This window comes from Seohaeicola nanhaiensis (assembly GCF_042654245.1).
In the GTDB taxonomy this organism is placed as follows: Bacteria; Pseudomonadota; Alphaproteobacteria; order Rhodobacterales; family Rhodobacteraceae; genus Seohaeicola_A; species Seohaeicola_A nanhaiensis.
The window spans coordinates 429,580-446,278 of sequence record NZ_JBHSGI010000024.1; the positions used below are offsets into that span (position 1 = coordinate 429,580).

Consider the following 16,699-nt stretch of genomic DNA (forward strand, 5'->3'; position numbering starts at 1 on the left):
TAGGCCCCGGGGCGGGCGCATGTCAGACGGTCACGAACCCTGCTTGCGATACCACTCGGCGGCATCCCACAGTTCGCTGTCCCAGACGTTCAGCACATGGCCGCCCAGGGTGTTGGACTGGCCCGAGACACGGCCGCGGTGCACGAGGCCGATGATCGTGTGGCTGTCCTTGGTCAGCATGTTGTTCATCTTGATCGCGATCTCGCCGCGCTTGGCGATGTCGCCGGTGCGGGCCAGTTCGTCGATCAGGGCGTCATAGGCCGGGTCGCAGTAACGGTTGATGTTCTCACCCTGCCACTGGCTTTCCGGCTTCGGCTCGCCGCCGCAGCGATAGGCGGCCAGATACTGCTGGGGATCGGTGCCGTTGAAGGTGTTGGCATACATCTCGACGTCGGCATAGAACTTCTGGAAGGTGTCGGGCGAGCCCGGGTCACCGCCGAAGAAGACCGAGGCGGAGGCGTTGCGCAGCTCGACTTCGAAGCCGATCTCGTTCCACCAGTCCTTGATCAGGGCCTGGAAGTCCTGACGCACGGCGTTGGTCGAGGTCGCGTAGACGATCGACAGGCGCACGCCGTCCTTGGCGCGGACGCCATCGGCCCCTTTCACCCAGCCGGCTTCGTCCAGCAGCTTGTTGGCACCTTCGATGTCCTGCTTGAAGCAGAAGTCGTTCTTGGCCGCATAGTTGTCGGGCACCGGCACCAGATCGCAGGTCGGCTTGCCGGCCTTGCCGTATCCGACTTCGACCAGCAGTTCGCGGTCGATCGCCATCGAGAGCGCCTTGCGCACGTTGACGTCGGTCAGGAAGGGGTGGGGGGCCTTGCGGGTCGAGCGGGTGTCGGCGTCGAGCGAGGGCGAGGGGTCGGTCAGGTTGACCTCGATCCGTTCGACCAGCGGGCCGAAGCCGGTGATGGCCTTGCCCTTGCCGCCGGCTTCCATCTTGGCGATCACGTCGGGCGCCAGCTGGAGGTTCCAGGCGTAGTCGAATTCGCCGGTCTCGAACACGGCGCGCGCCGCGCCGGTGGCATCGCCGCCGCCCTTGAAGGTGACGGTTGCGAAGGCCGGCTTGTCGGGATCGCGGTAGTTCGGGTTGGCCTCGAGCGTGATCACGTCATTCGGCTTGAATTCGACGACCTTGAAGGGGCCGGTGCCGATGGGGTTGAAGTTCTGTTCGGTGCATTCCGGGGCCTTGGCGCCCAGGCAGTTCTCGAACTGCGCCTTCTGGATGATCGGCGACTGGCCACCGACGAAGGGGCCGTAGGGGTTCGGCTTGGGCTGGTTGAAGGTCACCTTGACGGTGCGGTCATCCACGGTTTCGACCGACTGCACGCCATCATAGAAGGCGGCCTGCGCGCAGCCGCCCTCGGGATGCATGCAGTAGTCGGCGGTGAACTTCACGTCGGCCGAGGTGACGGGGGTGCCGTCGGACCAGAGCAGGCCTTCTTTGATCTTCCAGGTGATGGTGGTGAGGTCCTCGCTGACGCCGCCATTGGCCAGCGTCGGCACTTCCTCGGCCATGAAGGGCACCATTTCGCCCTTGTCGTCGTAGCGGGCCAGCGGTTCGATCACGAGGCTCGAGGCCTCGATGTCCTTGGTGCCGCCGGACAGGAACGGGTTCAGGATCGACGGGGCCTGCCAGTAGATGATGCTGACGTTGCCGTCCTTGCCGCGTTCGGCGAAGGCCGCCGGCGCCAGGGCCGCACAGGCGACGGCTCCGAGCAGCAGGATTTTCAGTTTCATTGTACACTCCTTGTTGGACACGTTCATGCCACGATTATCCGCGTTGCTGCGGCTTGGTGCCCTGACGACACGGGGACATGCAGGTGCCGCCAATTGGCGGCAGAGCCGGGGTCCGGCCTTGCCCGCGATCGCCCCCCGCGCGACGGATACCGGCACATCGAAGCAGAGTTTGAAAAAAATGCAAGCCTTGCCTTGGGTAAAGCGGGATGGGGTTTGACAGTCGCGCGAGGAGCGCCTTAGCCTCGGGCAATCAGGACAGGGGGTGCGCGTGCTCGATCAGCCGATAGTGGATATCCGCGAACTGCGGGTGGAGTTCCAGACGCGGGGCGGGACGGTCGCCGGTGTCGAAAACGTCTCGTTCACGGTGCGCCCGGGCGAGACCGTCTGCATCGTCGGCGAATCGGGATCGGGCAAGTCGGTCTCCTCGCTCGCCCTGATGCGGCTGATCGAGTTCGGCGGCGGCGAGATCGCCAGGGGCAAGCTGTTGTTCAGCCGCGAGAAAGGCGACCCGATCGATCTGGCCGAGGTCGACCAGGACCGCATGCGCGACATCCGCGGCAACGAGATCGGCATGATCTTCCAGGAGCCGATGACGGCGCTGAACCCGGTCTTCACGGTGGGCCGCCAGCTGACCGAGGGGCTGCGCGTGCATCGCGGGCTTTCCCGCGCGGCGGCGGAAAAGCAGGCGATCGAGCTGCTGCGCGAGGTGCGCATTCCCGAGCCGGAGCGTCGGCTGAAGCAGTATCCGCACGAGCTGTCGGGGGGCATGCGCCAGCGGGTGGTGATCGCCATGGCGATGGCCTGCCGGCCGCGCCTGCTGATCGCGGACGAGCCGACGACGGCGCTGGACGTGACGATCCAGGCCGAGATCCTGGCGCTGATGGACCGCCTGAAGCGCGAGACGGGCACGGCGGTGATGTTCATCACCCACGACATGGCGGTGGTGGCGCAGATGGCCGACCGCGTGGTGGTCATGTTCCGCGGCAACAAGGTCGAGGAAGGCACGGTCGACGAGATCTTCAACCACCCCAAGCACGCCTATACCAAGGCGCTGCTGGCGGCGGTGCCCAAGCTGGGCGAGATGCGCGGCAAGGCGGCGCCCGAGCCGATGAAGCTGCTGGGCGTGGACAACCAGACCATCGCGCCGATCCCCGGCACCGACGAGGTGCTGCTGACGGTCAGCAACCTGACGACCCGATTTGCGGTCAAGGGCGGCTTTTTCCGGCGCACGCTGGCCAATGTCCATGCGGTCGAGGATGTCTCCTTCACCATCAACAAGGGCCAGACGCTGAGCCTGGTGGGCGAGAGCGGCTGCGGCAAGTCGAGCGCCGGGCGCTCGATCCTGCGGCTGGTGGAACCGCTGAGCGGGAAGATCGACCTTGGCGGGGTCGATGTGATGGCGCTGGGCACCGAGGCGCTGCGCGAGGCGCGGCGCGACATGCAGATGATCTTCCAGGATCCCTTCGCCTCGCTCAATCCGCAGATGCAGCTGATGGACCAGGTGGCGGAGCCGCTGAAGAACTACGATATCGCCTCGGGGTCGGAGATCGCCGACCGGGTGGCGCGGCTGTTCGACCGGGTGGAACTGCCGAGGAGCTTCCTGCGGCGCTATCCGCACGAGCTGTCGGGCGGGCAGCGGCAGCGGGTGGCCATCGCGCGGGCGCTGGCGCTGAACCCCAAGCTGATCGTTTCGGACGAGGCGGTGAGCGCGCTGGACGTGAGCGTGCAGGCGCAGGTGCTGAACCTGATGATGGAGCTGCAGGCCGAGATGGGGCTGTCCTATCTGTTCATCAGCCACGACATGGCGGTGGTCGAGCGGGTCAGCCATCATGTCGGCGTGATGTATCTGGGCCGGATCGTCGAACTGGGCCCGCGCGAGGCGGTCTTCGAGAACCCGCAGCACCCCTATACCAAGGCGCTGATGAAGGCGGTGCCGATCGCCGATCCGGCGCGGCGAAAATCCGAGAAGGATCTGAACTTCAAGCCGATCCCCTCGCCGATCCATCCGGTGGACTACCGCCCCGAACCCTCGGTCTACCGCACCGTGGCGCCGGGGCACATGGTGCTGACGACCGACAGCGGCTACTGACGCCGCGCCCCCGGCGGGCGCTGCGGGATCGCGCCTGCGGCGCGATGGCCTCCGGCGGGGATATTTGAAGCAAGAGGAAGCAGCATGTCCTTTCCTCTTGCCGGAAATATCCCGGGGGAGTCGCGCCGAAGGGCGGCGGGGGCAGAGCCCCCATCCTGCAGCGGTCACGCGGCGCGCGGCCGGGGCGGGGCTCAGCGGATCTGCAGCCGGGAGATGGCGTTGCCGGCGACACGGAAGTCGTAGTCGAGCTCGACCGGGCTTCCGGGGAAGCTGCCCGAGACGCGGCAGGTGACGCGGAAACCATCGCCCTGCGGCGCGGCGCGCAGGATCTCCTGCTGGAAGGCGATCTGCGCGACCTCTTCGCGCCAGGCGAGGATGGCGGCGCGGCCCCGGTGGGTGCGGCGCTCGTCGGTGACGAGGGCATCTTCGGTGAAGGTCGCGGCGATGGCCTGCGGGGTGCTGGCGGCGAAATAGGCGGCGACGGGAGGGGGAAGGGTCATGGGCATCAAAGACTATCCTTGTGGTTGTTCGAGAGATATGCGGAGGGGCGGAAGGCATAACAAGAACGGACGGAAAAGTGGGAAACGCACCTGAAGGTAAGTCACGGGGCCATACCCGCGCCTCGGCAGCCGAGGGGGTGGAGCGCGCGCTGAAGATGCTGGAGGGCCGGTGGAAGCTGGAGATCCTGTTTCATCTCTTCGGCGGCAATGTGCTGCGCTTTTCGGAACTGGACCGCGCGATCCCGGGCGTGTCGCAGAAGATGCTGATCCAGCAGCTGCGCCAGCTGGAGGCGGAAGGGATCGTGGCGCGCACCGTCTATCCCGAGGTGCCGCCGCGGGTGGAGTATCGCCTGACCGACTGGGGCCAGATGCTGTGCCCGGCGCTGGACGCGCTGCTGGGATGGGCGGCGGCCCGGCCCTGAGGGGGCATCGGGGCTTTTGACCTTGTGGTTCGGCCGGCAGTCCCGTTACCGTCGCGCCAGTGCAAGGACGAGGACATTCATGACGGCCACCCTTTCCGCCTTCCAGATCATGGAAAAGCTGATCTCCTTCCCGACGGTCAGCCGCGACACCAACCTGCCTCTGGTCGACTGGGTGGAGTCCTATCTGAACAGCCACGGCATCGAGGCGCATCGTTATTACAAGCCGGACGAGCCGAAGGCGGCGCTGTTTGCCCATGTCGGGCCCTGGGAAGAGGGGGCGGTCGTGCTGTCGGGGCACACCGATGTGGTGCCGGTGGACGGGCAGCCCTGGGACAGCGATCCGTTCAGCGTGGTGGAGCGGGACGGCAAGTATTTCGGGCGCGGCACCTGCGACATGAAGGGCTTTGACGCCATCGCCATCTGGGCGCTGGTCGAGGCGCACCGGCGCGGCGTGAAGCGGCCGATGCAGCTGGCGCTGTCGTTCGACGAGGAAGTGGGCTGTACCGGCGCGCCGCCGATGATCGAGGCGATGCAGCCGGTTCTGCCCAAGGGCGCGGCGGTGATCGTGGGCGAGCCCTCGATGATGCAGGCGGTCACCGGCCACAAGGGCGGGCAGGGGTTCTGGGTCGATGTCTGGGGGTTCGAGGTGCATTCCTCGATCATGCATACCGGGGTCAGCGCCATCATGGAGGCGGCGAAGATCATCCAGTGGGCCAATGAGGTGAACGCCGAGGAGGCGGCGAAGCAGCCGTCGCTGATCGCCTCGGCCTTCGTGCCGCCCTGGACGACGCTGCACACCGGGCTGATCAGCGGCGGCACGGCGGCCAATATCACGGCGAAGCACTGCCGGTTCGACCTGGGCTATCGCGCGGTGCCCGATGCCGATCTGGACGCCTGGGACGCGAAGGTGCGGGCCAAGGTGGCCGAGGTCGAGGCGGAGATGCAGGCGGTGGTGCCCGAGGCGCGCATCGACCTGGAGGCGCGGTTCGCCGTGCCGGGGCTGCGGCCGGAGGAGAACGGTCTGGCCGAGGGGCTGGTGCGCCAGATCACCGGAGACAATGCGACCCATGTGGTCAGCTATGGCACCGAGGCCGGGCAGTTTCAGGCGGCGGGCTATTCCGCCGTGGTCTGCGGCCCGGGCGACATCGCCCAGGCGCATCAGCCGAACGAATTCATCACCATCGCCCAGTTCGAGGCCGGCGTCGCCTTTGCCGACCGTCTGGTGCGCCGCTTGCAGGAAGGATAAGCGCCATGCCCATCAAGAACCGTCTTGCCGAGATGCACGCCGAGATCACCGGCTGGCGCCGGCATCTGCACTCCATTCCCGAATTGCAGTTCGACCTGCCCAAGACCTCGGCCTTTGTCGAGGCGCGGCTGCGCGAGATCGGGATCACCGACATCACGACCGGCATCGCCCAGACCGGCATCGTCGCGGTGATCGAGGGGAAGACAAATACATCCGGCCGGGTGATTGGGCTGCGCGCGGACATGGACGCGCTGCCGATCCACGAGAAGACCGGGCTCGACTATGCCTCGACCCATCCGGGCAAGATGCATGCCTGTGGGCATGACGGTCATACGGCGATGCTGCTCGGCGCGGCGAAATACCTGCAGGAGACGAAGAACTTTGACGGCAAGGTGGTGCTGATCTTCCAGCCGGCGGAGGAGGGCGGCGGCGGCGGCCGGGTCATGTGCGAGGAGGGCATGATGGAGCGCTGGGGCATCCAGGAGGTTTACGGGATGCACAACATGCCGCAGCAGGGCGCGGGCGAGTTCCACATCCGGCCCGGCGCGCTGATGGCCTCGGCCGACCAGTTCGACATCGTGGTGACGGGCAAGGGCGGCCATGCGGCGGCGCCGCATCGCGCGGTGGACACCAACCTGGTGGCCGCGCATGTGCTGATCGCTTTGCAGTCCATCGCCTCGCGCAATGTCGATCCGCTGGAGCAGGTGGTGGTGTCGGTCTGCACCTTCCGGTCGGACAACGAGAGCCACAACGTGATCCCGCAGACGGTGTTGCTGCGCGGCACCGTGCGGGCGCTGAGCGCCGAGGTGCGCGATCTGGCGGAGGAGCGGGTCAAGGCGATCGTGACCGCCACCGCCTCGGCCTATGGCGCCAGTGCCGAGATCGACTATCAGCGCGGCTATCCGGTGACGGTGAACGCGACCGAGAACACGGAATTCGCGGCCGAGATCGCCGAGATCGTGGCGGGCAAGGTGGAGCGGGACACGCCGCCGATGATGGCGGGCGAGGATTTCTCCTTCATGCTGGAGGAGCGGCCGGGGGCCTATATCTTCCTGGGCAACGGCGATGGCGCGATGGTCCATCACCCGATGTACACCTTCAACGACGAGATTATCCCGGTCGGCTGTTCCTGGTTCGCCGAGGTGGTGGAGCGGAAGATGCCGGCGGCGTGACCGCAGGTCGCGCCGGGTGGGACAGAACGGGTTTTTGGCAAGAACACCTGCGGAGCCCCCACGCGGTTGAGGTCACGCAATTCAGGAGCCGCCCATGCCCGTGAAGAACAGCATCGCCGACCGGCTGCCCGCGCTGAGCGCGATCCGGCGCGATATCCATGCCCATCCCGAGCTGCGCTTTGCCGAGCATCGCACCGCCGCGCTGGTGGCGGAGAAGCTGCGCGCCTGGGGCTGTGACGAGGTGGTGGAGGGGGTCGGCCAGACCGGCGTGGTCGGCGTGATCCGGGGGCGCAGCACGGCGAGCGGGCGGGCCATCGGGTTTCGCGCCGACATGGACGCGCTGCCGCTGCTCGAGCGGAGCGGGGTGGACCATGCCTCGACCGTGCCCGGCAAGATGCACGCCTGCGGGCATGACGGGCATACGACCATGCTCTTGGGCGCGGCGCAGTATCTGGCGGAGACACGCAACTTTGACGGCACGGTGGTGCTGCTGTTCCAGCCGGCCGAGGAGGGTGGCGGCGGCGCCAAGGCGATGATCGCCGACGGGGTGATGGAGCGCTGGGGCATCGAAGAGGTCTATGGGATGCACAACTGGCCGGGGTTGCCGGTGGGCAGCTTCGCGGTGAAGGAGGGGCCGCTGCTGGCGGCGGCCGACGGTTTCGAGATCGCGGTGCAGGGCACGGGCGGGCATGGCGCGCGGCCACATCTGGCGGTGGATACGACGCTGGCCGCCTGCGCGGTGGTGATGGCGCTGCAATCGGTGGTGTCGCGCAATGTCGATCCGCTGAAGACGGTGGTGCTGTCGATCTGCGGGCTGGAGTCGGAATCGACGGCCTACAACGTGATCCCCGAGCGGATCGTGCTGCGCGGGACGACGCGGTTTCTGGACCCCGAGCTGCAGCCGGTGCTGGTGGAGCGGATCGAGACGCTGGCGCGGCAGACCGCCGCCGCCTATGGCGCGCGGGCCGAGGTCACCTATACGCGCAGCGTCGGGCCGGTGCTGAACCGGGCGGGCAACGTCGCCCATGCGGTGCGCGCGGGCGAGGCGGTGGCGGGCGCGGTGAAGACCGATATCCGGCCCGACATGGCGGCCGAGGATTTTGCCGACATGCTGGCGGTGCGGCCCGGCTGTTACATTTTGATCGGCAATGGCGACAGCGCCGACCTTCACAACCCGGCCTATGAGTTCAACGACGAGGCGATCCCGGTGGGGGCGAGCTGGTTCGCCACGCTGGCCGAGCAGAGGCTGGAGGCCTGAGACGATGCCGGTGAGAAACCGACTGGCCGAGATGCAGCCGGAAATCGCCGCCTGGCGGCGCGATTTCCATGCCCATCCGGAGATCCTTTATGACACCCATCGCACGGCGGGGCTGGTGGCCGAGCGGCTGCGCGGCTTTGGCTGCGATGAGGTGGTGGAAGGCATCGGGCGCACGGGCGTCGTGGGTGTGATCCGGGGGCGGCCCGGCGCGCGCACCATCGGGCTGCGCGCGGATATGGACGCGCTGCCGATCCACGAGGCGACGGGGGCGGCCCATGCCTCGACCGTGGCGGGCAAGATGCATGCCTGCGGGCATGACGGGCATACCGCCATGCTGCTGGGGGCGGCGCAGTATCTGGCGGAGACGCGGAATTTCGACGGGACGGTGGTGGTGATCTTCCAGCCGGCCGAGGAGGGCGGCAACGGCGCCAAGGCGATGCTGGACGACGGGCTGGTCGAACGGTTCGGCATCGACGAGATCTATGCGATCCACAACCGGCCCGGCCTGCCGGTCGGGCAGTTCGCGATCCGCCCGGGGCCGCAGCTGGCCGCCGCCGACGAGTTCGCCATCGAGGTGGTGGGCAAGGGTGGGCACGCGGCGGAACCGAACCTGGCGGTGGATCCGCTGGTGATCGCCTGCCAGATCGTGGTGGCCTTGCAGACCATCGTGAGCCGCAATGCGGATCCGGTGGCGCAGACGGTGGTTTCGGTGACCTCGGTCGAGACATCGTCGCACGCCTTCAACGTGATTTCCGAGCGGGTCGCGATGCGGGGCACGGTCCGCACCCATTCGCCCGAGATGCGCGCGCTGGCCGAGCGGCGGATCGGCGAGATCGCGGCGGCGACGGCGCAGGCGCTGGGCGGGCGGGCCGAGACGACCTATACCCACGGCGTTCCGGTCACGATCAACACGCCGGAGAACACCGGGTTCGCCATTGCCGCGGCGGAGGCGGTGGCGGGCGGCTGCCATGAATCGCCGCTGGTGATGGGGGGCGAGGATTTCTCGTTCATGCTGGAGGCGCGGCCCGGTGCGTTCATCTATGTCGGCAATGGCGACAGCGCCGGGCTGCATCATCCGGCCTATGATTTCAACGACGAGACGATCCCGGCGGGGGCGAGCTGGTTCGTCGAGATGGCGGAGCGGCGGTTGCGCCTATGACCGGTCGAGGAAGGACAGCAGGCGGTTTTCGGCGGCGCTGAGGCCGGCGAGGCCGGCGCCGGGGGTCTCGGGCGGTTCGGCCCCGGCAAGCGCGATCACCTCGGGGTGGATATAGGAGCGGCGGGCGACGGCCGGCGTGTTGGCGAGGCGGTCGGCGGCGGCCGCACAGAGGCTGCGGATGGTGGCGCCGCCGGCCTCGGCGGTCTCGAAGGCGGCAAGCGTGCCGGACCAGGTGCGGAAGGTCTTGGCGGTGAAATCGCCGCCGCCGGCCTCGGCCAGATAGGCGTTGAGTGCGCCCGAGGAGAGCTTGCGCGCGTCGCCGTCGCTGTCGATCCACGTCAGCAGCTCGGCGCCGGGGAGGTCGCGGATGTCATTCAGAACGCGCAGCAGCTTGCGGTCGGTCAGGCGGCGGCGCACCTTCTTGCCGCCCTTGGCGGTATAGGCGAGGTTCAGGCCCGTGCGGGTCAGACGCAGGTGGCGGCGGCGCAGGGTCAGCGCGCCGTAGGAGCCGTTTTCCCGGGCATAGGTCTCGTTCCCGACGCGCAATGACAGGCGATCGATCAGCAGCAGCGCGGCGGCGAGGGCAAAGCGTTCGCCGCCCGGATCCTCGGCCAGGTCGCGGGTGATGCGGCGGCGGATGCGCGGCAGGGCGCGGCCGAAGTCGGGCAGGAGGGAGAATTTCTGTTCGGACTGCGCCTCGGACCATTTGGCATGATAGCGGTATTGCTTGCGTTCGCGGGCGTCAAAACCGGTGGCCTGAAGGTGGCCGTTGGCGCGGGGCGAGATCCAGACGTCGCCATAGGCGGGGGGCACGGCCAGCGCCTCGATCCGGCTGCGTTCTTCGCCGCGCGCGATGGTGGTGCCGTCGGGTGCGAGGTAGGTGAAGCCGCGCCCGGCGCGGCGGCGCGAGATGCCGGGGCGGCTGTCGGGATACCAGATCAGGCCGGCGGGCAGATCCGAGGGCGCCATGTCACACCTGCCGCAGTTCGGAGGCGCTTTTGAGCACGGTGCCGCCGTCGTCCTGGCGGATCACCACGGCGGGGTTGTCCGCGGTGCCGTTGCGCACGACCTTTGTGCCCTTGATCGTGCGGGTGGTGCGTTCGGCGTGGATTTCGGTGACGCGGCCCGAGGCGGTGCCCCGGCCCCAGTCCCATTCCACCCGGTCGTCGAGGGCGATTGTCATGCGGGATCCTCCGCGCGGCAAACGCCGGGGGCGGGGCGGCGGTTCCTCAGCGGCTGGCGATGGCGGTGCCGGCGGCATGGGCCGAGGCCCAGGCCCACTGGAAGTTGTAGCCGCCGAGCCAGCCGGTGACATCCACCGCCTCGCCGATGGCGAAGAGGCCGGGGAGGGCCTTGGCCTCCATGCTGGAGGAGTTCAGGCCGCGGGTGTCGATGCCGCCCAGCGTGACCTCGGCGGTGCGATAGCCTTCGGACCCCGAGGGGGTGAGCGGCCAGTCGGACAGGCGGTCGGAGAGCGCGCGCAGCGCGGTGTCGGACTGGTCGGCGAGGCGGCCGGAGAGGGCCCATTCGGTCGCCAGATGCTCGGCAAGGCGGGTGGGCAGGTGGCGGGCGAGTTCGGTCTTGATGTCGTGGCGCCCGCCGCTCTGGCGCGCGGCGCGCAGAGAGTCGAAGAGCGGGGCGGCGGGGGTGAGGTTGACCGAGATCGCCTCGCCCTCGCGCCAGTAGGAGGAGAGTTGCAGGACCGAAGGCCCCGAGAGGCCGCGATGGGTAAAGAGCAGCGCCTCGTCGAAGCTGGCGCGCGCGTTCGAGAGCCGGGCGGGCAGGGCGACGCCGGCGAGCGGGGCGAAGCCGCTGTCGGTGAAGGTGAGGGGGACGAGGGCGGGGCGCGTTTCGGTCACCTTGAGGCCGAAGCGGGTGGCGATGTCATAGGCGAGACCGGTCGCGCCCATCTTGGGGATCGACTTGCCGCCGGTGGCGAGCACGAGGTGGGTGGCGGTGACGGTCTCGCGCCGGCCCTCGCGGTCGAGCGTGGCGGTGAAGGCGGCGCCGTCGTGGGAGAGGTCGGCGAGGGTGGTGGAGAGCCAGAGCTCGGCCCCGGCGCGGGTCATCTCGGCGCGCAGCATGGCGACGATCTGCGTGGCCTTGTCGTCGCAGAAGAGCTGGCCGAGCGTCTTTTCATGCCAGGCGATGCGGTGACGCGCGATCAGGGAAAGGAAATCCTGCGGCGTGTAGCGGGCCAGCGCCGATTTGGCGAAATGCGGATTGGCCGAGAGGAAATTGGCCGGGCTGGTGCCGAGGTTGGTGAAGTTGCAGCGTCCGCCGCCGGAGATGCGGATCTTTTCGCCCGGGGCGCGGGCGTGGTCGATAACCAGAGTGCGCCCGCCGGTGAAGGCGGCGCACATCATGCCGGCGGCGCCGGCGCCGAGGATCAGGGTATCGACACGCATGGCGCAGGCCCTCGCGCGGATCGCGGCATTTGGCAAGGGGGAAGCGGGCGGGGGTATCTTCCGGCCTGCAGGGTTGTGATCCCGCCGACGCGATCCCGGGGGCAGGAAGACACTGGCGGGAGGCCGCGTTTCCCTGTAGACTGTGCCGAGAGACCCCGCAAAGGGGCGCGACAGGCAAAAAGGGCAGTATCCATGACTGAGATGGTCTATGGCGCCGTCCCCGACAGGGGTGGCGAGCCGATTCTTCCGAAATGGTGGCGGACGGTCGACAAGTGGTCGATGACCTGTGTGCTGCTTCTGTTCGCCATCGGGCTGCTGCTGGGGCTGGCGAGTTCGCCGCCGCTGGCCGCGCGCAACGATTTTGCGCCCTTCCACTATGTGCAGCGGCAGGCGGCCTTTGGCGGGCTGGCGATCCTGGCCATGCTGATCACCTCAATGATGTCGCCGGTGATGGTGCGCCGCCTGGCGGTTCTGGGCTTCCTCGCCTCTTTCGTGGCGCTGGCGCTGCTGCCCTTTCTCGGGACCGACTTCGGCAAGGGCGCGGTGCGCTGGTATTCGCTGGGCTTCGCCTCGTTCCAGCCCTCGGAGTTCCTGAAGCCCGGATTCATGGTGGTGGCCGCCTGGATGCTGGCGGCCAGTCAGGAGATCAACGGGCCGCCGGGCAAGACCTGGTCCTTCGCGCTTTGCGTCGCGATCGCGCTGATGCTGGCGTTCCAGCCCGACTTCGGACAGGCCTGCCTGGTGCTGTTCGGCTGGGGCGTGATGTATTTCGTCGCCGGGGCGCCGATGCTGCTGCTGGTGCTGATGGCGGGGCTTGTCGTCATGGGCGGCTCGCTCGCCTATTCCAATTCGGAGCACTTCGCGCGCCGCATCGACGGGTTTCTGAGCCCGGATGTCGATCCGACCACGCAGCTGGGCTATGCGACCGACGCCATCATGGGCGGCGGGCTGTTCGGGGTCGGCGTCGGCGAGGGGCAGGTCAAATGGTCGCTGCCGGACGCGCATACGGATTTCATCGTCGCAGTGGCGGCCGAGGAATACGGGCTGGTGCTGGTGCTGGTGATCATCGCGCTTTACGCCTCGGTCACCGTGCGCTCGCTGCTGCGGCTGATGAAGGAGCGCGACCCGTTCATCCGGCTGGCCGGGACGGGGCTGGCCTGCATCTTCGGCGTGCAGGCGATGATCAACATGGGCGTGGCGGTGCGGCTGCTGCCCGCCAAGGGCATGACGCTGCCCTTCGTGAGCTATGGCGGCTCGTCGCTGATCGCCGGGGGCATCGCGGTGGGGATGCTGCTGGCCTTCACCCGGTCGCGGCCGCAGGGCGAGATCGCCGATCTGCTGCGGGGGCGGGTGCGGTGAGGTCTGATAGCGGTTTTCGCCGCGCGGGCGCGCGGCGACCGGCTGGGGGCTCTGCCCCCGGCCGCCATTGTCGCTCGGACCAATGGAGCAACAATGGCGTGCCCCCGGGATACTTGGAGCAAGAGGAAGCAGGGAGCGCGGTGCAATGAACCAGCCCCTGCTGATCATTGCCGCAGGTGGCACCGGGGGGCATATGTTCCCGGCGCAGGCGCTGGCGGAGGCCATGCTGCAGCGCGGCTGGCGGGTGCGGCTGTCGACGGATGCGCGCGGCGCGCGCTACACCGGCGGGTTTCCGCATTCGACCGAGATCGTCGAGGTGCCGAGCGCGACCTTCGCGCGCGGCGGGGCGATGGCCAAGGCGCTGGTGGGGCCGAAGGTTCTCGCCGGGGTGCTGAAGAGCGCGATGGCGATGCGGCGCGACCGGCCGGCGGCGGTGGTCGGCTTTGGCGGCTATCCGAGCATTCCGGCGCTGGGCGCGGCCTGGCTGCTGAAGCTGCCGCGGATGATCCACGAGCAGAACGGGGTTCTGGGCCGGGTCAACACGCTGTTTGCGCCGCGGGTGGCCTGTGTCGCCTGCGGGGTCTGGCCGACCGAACTGCCCGAGGGCGCCGAGGGGATCCATACCGGCAATCCGGTGCGCCGCGCGGTGCTGGAGCGGGCCGGGGCGAGCTATATCCCGCCGGGCGATTATCCGATGTCGGTGCTGGTGATGGGCGGCAGCCAGGGCGCGCGGATCCTGTCGGATGTGGTGCCCGAGGCGATGGCCCGGCTGCCCGAGGAGATCCGCCGCTTTGTTCGGGTCGACCATCAGGCGCGGCCCGAGGACCATGATCGGGTGACGGAGTTCTATGCCAATGCCGGGATCGAGGCCGAGGTGAAGCCCTTCTTCCAGGACGTGCCGCGCCGGATGGCCGAGGCGCAGCTGGTGATCTGCCGGGCCGGCGCCTCGTCGATTGCCGACCTGACGGTGATCGGGCGGCCATCGATCCTGATCCCCTTTGCCGCCGCCGCCGGCGACCATCAGACCGCCAATGCGCGCGGGTTGGTCGAGGCGGGCGCGGCGATCATGATCCCCGAGGATGCGCTGACCGCCGAGAGCCTGGCCGAACAGGCCGCGCTGATCCTCGGCAACCCCAAGGCGGCGCAGATGATGACCCGCGCGGCCGAATCCGTCGGCGCGCCTGACGCGACGGAACGGCTTGTCTCGCTGGTCGAAGAACTGGCTGGGGGAGCCGCACAGAGATGATGGATGGAAGCCTGATCATGAATGCCGCAACCAAACTCCCGCTCGATATCGGGCCGATCCACTTTGTCGGGATCGGCGGCATCGGCATGTCGGGCATCGCCGAGGTGCTTTTGAACCACGGCTATACCGTACAGGGGTCGGACCTGAAGGCGAGCAAGATCACCGAGCGGCTGGAGGGTCTGGGCGCGACGGTCTTTGTCGGGCAGGCGGCGGAGAACCTGGCCGGGGCCGAGGTGGTGGTGATCTCTTCCGCGATCAAGTCGGGCAATCCAGAGCTGGACGAGGCGCGCAGGCGGGGCCTGCCGGTGGTGCGCCGGGCCGAGATGCTGGCCGAGCTGATGCGGCTGAAGTCCAACGTCGCGGTCGCCGGCACCCACGGCAAGACCACGACAACGACGATGGTGGCGACGCTGCTGGACGCGGGCAACTTCGACCCGACGGTGGTGAATGGCGGGATCATCCATGCCTATGGCTCGAACGCCCGCATGGGGCAGGGCGAGTGGATGGTGGTGGAGGCCGACGAGAGCGATGGCACCTTCAACCGGCTGCCGGCGACCATCGCCATCGTGACGAATATCGACCCCGAGCATATGGAGCACTGGCACAGCATCGAGAACCTGCGCGACGGCTTCTACCAGTTCGTGTCCAACATCCCCTTCTACGGGCTGGCGGTCTGCTGTACCGATCACCCCGAGGTGCAGGCGCTGGTGGGGCGCATAACCGACCGGCGGGTGACGACCTTCGGGTTCAACGCCCAGGCCGATGTGCGGGCGCTGAACCTGACCTACGAGAACGGCGTGGCGCATTTCGACATCGCGCTGCAGGCCGAGGACATGGTGATCGAGGGCTGCACCCTGCCGATGCCGGGCGACCACAACGTGAGCAACGCGCTTTCGGCGGTGGCGGTGGCGCGGCATCTGGGGATGAAGGGCGAGGAGATCCGCAAGGCACTCGCCGCCTTCGGTGGGGTCAACCGGCGGTTCACCAGGGTGGGCGAGGTCGATGGCGTGACCATCATCGACGATTACGGCCACCATCCGGTGGAGATCGCCGCCGTGCTGAAGGCGGCGCGGCAGGCGACCAAGGGGCGGGTCATCGCGGTGCATCAGCCGCACCGTTATACCCGGCTGTCGAGCCTGTTCGAGGATTTCTGCAACTGCTTCAATGAGGCGGATGTGGTGGCGATTGCCGAGGTCTATGCCGCGGGCGAGGCGCCGATCCCCGGCGCGTCGCGCGACGATCTGGTGGCCGGGCTGATCCGCCACGGCCACCGCCATGCCCGCGCGATCCTGAGCGAGGACGATCTGGAGCGCCTCGTGCGTGAGCAGGCGCGGCCCGGGGACATGGTGGTCTGCCTGGGCGCGGGGACGATCAGCGCCTGGGCCAATGCGCTGCCCGAGCGTCTGGGCAAGCCGCTCTGATGGCGCGGCGGTTGCCCTCTGGCGGCCCTTGCGCGCCGCTGGGGCGTGGCCGGGGCCGGGGAGATATCACATGAGCGCGCCGGCGATCTCGGCCGCGCTCTGGGTGCTGGCGGCGACGGTCACCGCCTTCCTGCCGATGCGCCGGCAATACGGCCCGGGCCTTTTGCTGCTGGCGCTGGCGCCGGTGCTGATCGCCTGGCTGTGGGTCGTGCATGGCTGGCTGGTCGGGGGTCTGGCGCTGGCCGGGGTCCTGTCGATGTTCCGCCATCCGCTGCGCTATTTCTGGCGGCGCTGGCGGGGAGTGGCGGAATGAGCCCGTCGCTGGTTCTTGCCGCGCTCTGGGGCGTTGCCGCCAATGTGATCGCGCTGCTGCCGAGCCGGGATTACCACTGGCGCGCGGCCTACGTCCTGATTGCACTCGGCATCCCGATCCTGGGCTATGTCACCTGGCAGAACGGCCCCTGGGTGGGGCTGATCGTGCTGGTGGCGGGGATGAGCGTGCTGCGCTGGCCGGTGATCTATCTCGGGCGCTGGGTGCGGGCGCGGGCGGGGCGGTAGCCCGGGCGGCGCGAGGCGAAATCCTGCGAGGATTTCGGTCTGTTTTCCTGCGAGGAAAACAGGGGGCGGGGCGGGCTGTTCAATCTCTTTGCTTGCAGGCTGTGCGCGGGCCGATTAGCTCTGC

Annotated in this window: 16 protein-coding genes; 11 read left to right on the top strand and 5 right to left on the bottom strand. The window is 68.4% G+C overall.

The genetic code is table 11. From position 1 onward, the window contains the following. Positions 1-30 precede the first annotated feature (30 nt). Positions 31-1,737: a peptide ABC transporter substrate-binding protein gene (locus ACFO5X_RS16550; protein ID WP_380718899.1), complete on the bottom strand. Its 1,707-nt coding sequence runs from the start codon at positions 1,735-1,737 to the stop codon at positions 31-33. A gap of 268 nt (positions 1,738-2,005) precedes the next feature. Here ACFO5X_RS16550 and ACFO5X_RS16555 point away from each other — a divergent pair, with 268 nt between their 5' ends. Then, a complete protein-coding gene (locus ACFO5X_RS16555; RefSeq protein WP_380718902.1) occupies positions 2,006-3,826 on the top strand; it encodes an ABC transporter ATP-binding protein in 1,821 nt (606 codons plus the stop codon). Positions 3,827-4,017: 191 nt separating this feature from the next. On the opposite strand, the gene ACFO5X_RS16560 is transcribed toward ACFO5X_RS16555, so the two are convergent. Continuing rightward, positions 4,018-4,332 (bottom strand): nuclear transport factor 2 family protein, encoded by a 315-nt coding sequence (locus tag ACFO5X_RS16560; protein WP_380718904.1) that lies wholly within the window; start codon positions 4,330-4,332, stop codon positions 4,018-4,020. Between the two features lie 71 nt (positions 4,333-4,403). Between ACFO5X_RS16560 and ACFO5X_RS16565 the strand changes: the two genes are divergently transcribed. The 5 genes from ACFO5X_RS16565 to ACFO5X_RS16585 all read left to right on the top strand — a co-directional run bounded on the left by ACFO5X_RS16565 (position 4,404) and on the right by ACFO5X_RS16585 (position 9,583). Then, complete coding sequence (locus ACFO5X_RS16565; protein WP_380718906.1) at positions 4,404-4,748, top strand: winged helix-turn-helix transcriptional regulator; 345 nt, start codon at positions 4,404-4,406, stop codon at positions 4,746-4,748. Between the two features lie 79 nt (positions 4,749-4,827). Then, positions 4,828-5,994, top strand: coding sequence for an acetylornithine deacetylase (gene argE / locus ACFO5X_RS16570; RefSeq protein WP_380718908.1), 1,167 nt, complete (start codon positions 4,828-4,830; stop codon positions 5,992-5,994). Positions 5,995-5,999: 5 nt separating this feature from the next. Further along, on the top strand, positions 6,000-7,166 hold the full coding sequence (locus ACFO5X_RS16575; RefSeq protein WP_380718910.1) for a M20 aminoacylase family protein: 1,167 nt from the start codon (positions 6,000-6,002) through the stop codon (positions 7,164-7,166). Positions 7,167-7,260: 94 nt separating this feature from the next. Next, positions 7,261-8,424, top strand: coding sequence for a M20 aminoacylase family protein (locus tag ACFO5X_RS16580; RefSeq protein ID WP_380718912.1), 1,164 nt, complete (start codon positions 7,261-7,263; stop codon positions 8,422-8,424). 4 nt (positions 8,425-8,428) lie between these two features. Beyond that, complete coding sequence (locus tag ACFO5X_RS16585; RefSeq protein ID WP_380718914.1) at positions 8,429-9,583, top strand: M20 aminoacylase family protein; 1,155 nt, start codon at positions 8,429-8,431, stop codon at positions 9,581-9,583. Here the strand turns inward: ACFO5X_RS16585 and ACFO5X_RS16590 are convergent. The 3 genes from ACFO5X_RS16590 to ACFO5X_RS16600 are packed head-to-tail and all read right to left on the bottom strand — an operon-like array spanning position 9,578 to position 11,991. Further along, entirely contained in the window at positions 9,578-10,552 is a 975-nt protein-coding gene (locus ACFO5X_RS16590) for a DNA topoisomerase IB (protein ID WP_380718916.1), read from the bottom strand. The two genes, ACFO5X_RS16585 and ACFO5X_RS16590, sit on opposite strands and share 6 nt — an antisense overlap. 1 nt (position 10,553) lies before the next feature. Continuing rightward, positions 10,554-10,766, bottom strand: coding sequence for a hypervirulence associated TUDOR domain-containing protein (locus tag ACFO5X_RS16595; RefSeq protein WP_380718918.1), 213 nt, complete (start codon positions 10,764-10,766; stop codon positions 10,554-10,556). 46 nt (positions 10,767-10,812) lie between these two features. After that, positions 10,813-11,991, bottom strand: a complete 1,179-nt coding sequence (locus ACFO5X_RS16600; RefSeq protein ID WP_380718920.1) for a BaiN/RdsA family NAD(P)/FAD-dependent oxidoreductase — start codon at positions 11,989-11,991, stop codon at positions 10,813-10,815. Positions 11,992-12,183: 192 nt separating this feature from the next. Between ACFO5X_RS16600 and ftsW the strand changes: the two genes are divergently transcribed. From ftsW to ACFO5X_RS16625, 5 genes are all read left to right on the top strand, one after another. Continuing rightward, positions 12,184-13,350, top strand: a complete 1,167-nt coding sequence (ftsW, locus tag ACFO5X_RS16605) for a putative lipid II flippase FtsW (RefSeq protein ID WP_380718922.1) — start codon at positions 12,184-12,186, stop codon at positions 13,348-13,350. Between the two features lie 145 nt (positions 13,351-13,495). Continuing rightward, entirely contained in the window at positions 13,496-14,596 is a 1,101-nt protein-coding gene (gene murG, locus ACFO5X_RS16610) for an undecaprenyldiphospho-muramoylpentapeptide beta-N-acetylglucosaminyltransferase (RefSeq protein ID WP_380718924.1), read from the top strand. A gap of 17 nt (positions 14,597-14,613) precedes the next feature. Beyond that, positions 14,614-16,017, top strand: coding sequence for a UDP-N-acetylmuramate--L-alanine ligase (gene murC / locus ACFO5X_RS16615; protein WP_380719544.1), 1,404 nt, complete (start codon positions 14,614-14,616; stop codon positions 16,015-16,017). A 70-nt stretch (positions 16,018-16,087) separates the two neighbouring features. Continuing rightward, positions 16,088-16,330: a DUF2484 family protein gene (locus ACFO5X_RS16620; protein WP_380718926.1), complete on the top strand. Its 243-nt coding sequence runs from the start codon at positions 16,088-16,090 to the stop codon at positions 16,328-16,330. Further along, positions 16,327-16,575 (top strand): DUF2484 family protein, encoded by a 249-nt coding sequence (locus tag ACFO5X_RS16625; RefSeq protein WP_380718928.1) that lies wholly within the window; start codon positions 16,327-16,329, stop codon positions 16,573-16,575. Before ACFO5X_RS16620 ends, ACFO5X_RS16625 begins: the two co-directional genes overlap by 4 nt. Positions 16,576-16,699: the final 124 nt, after the last annotated feature.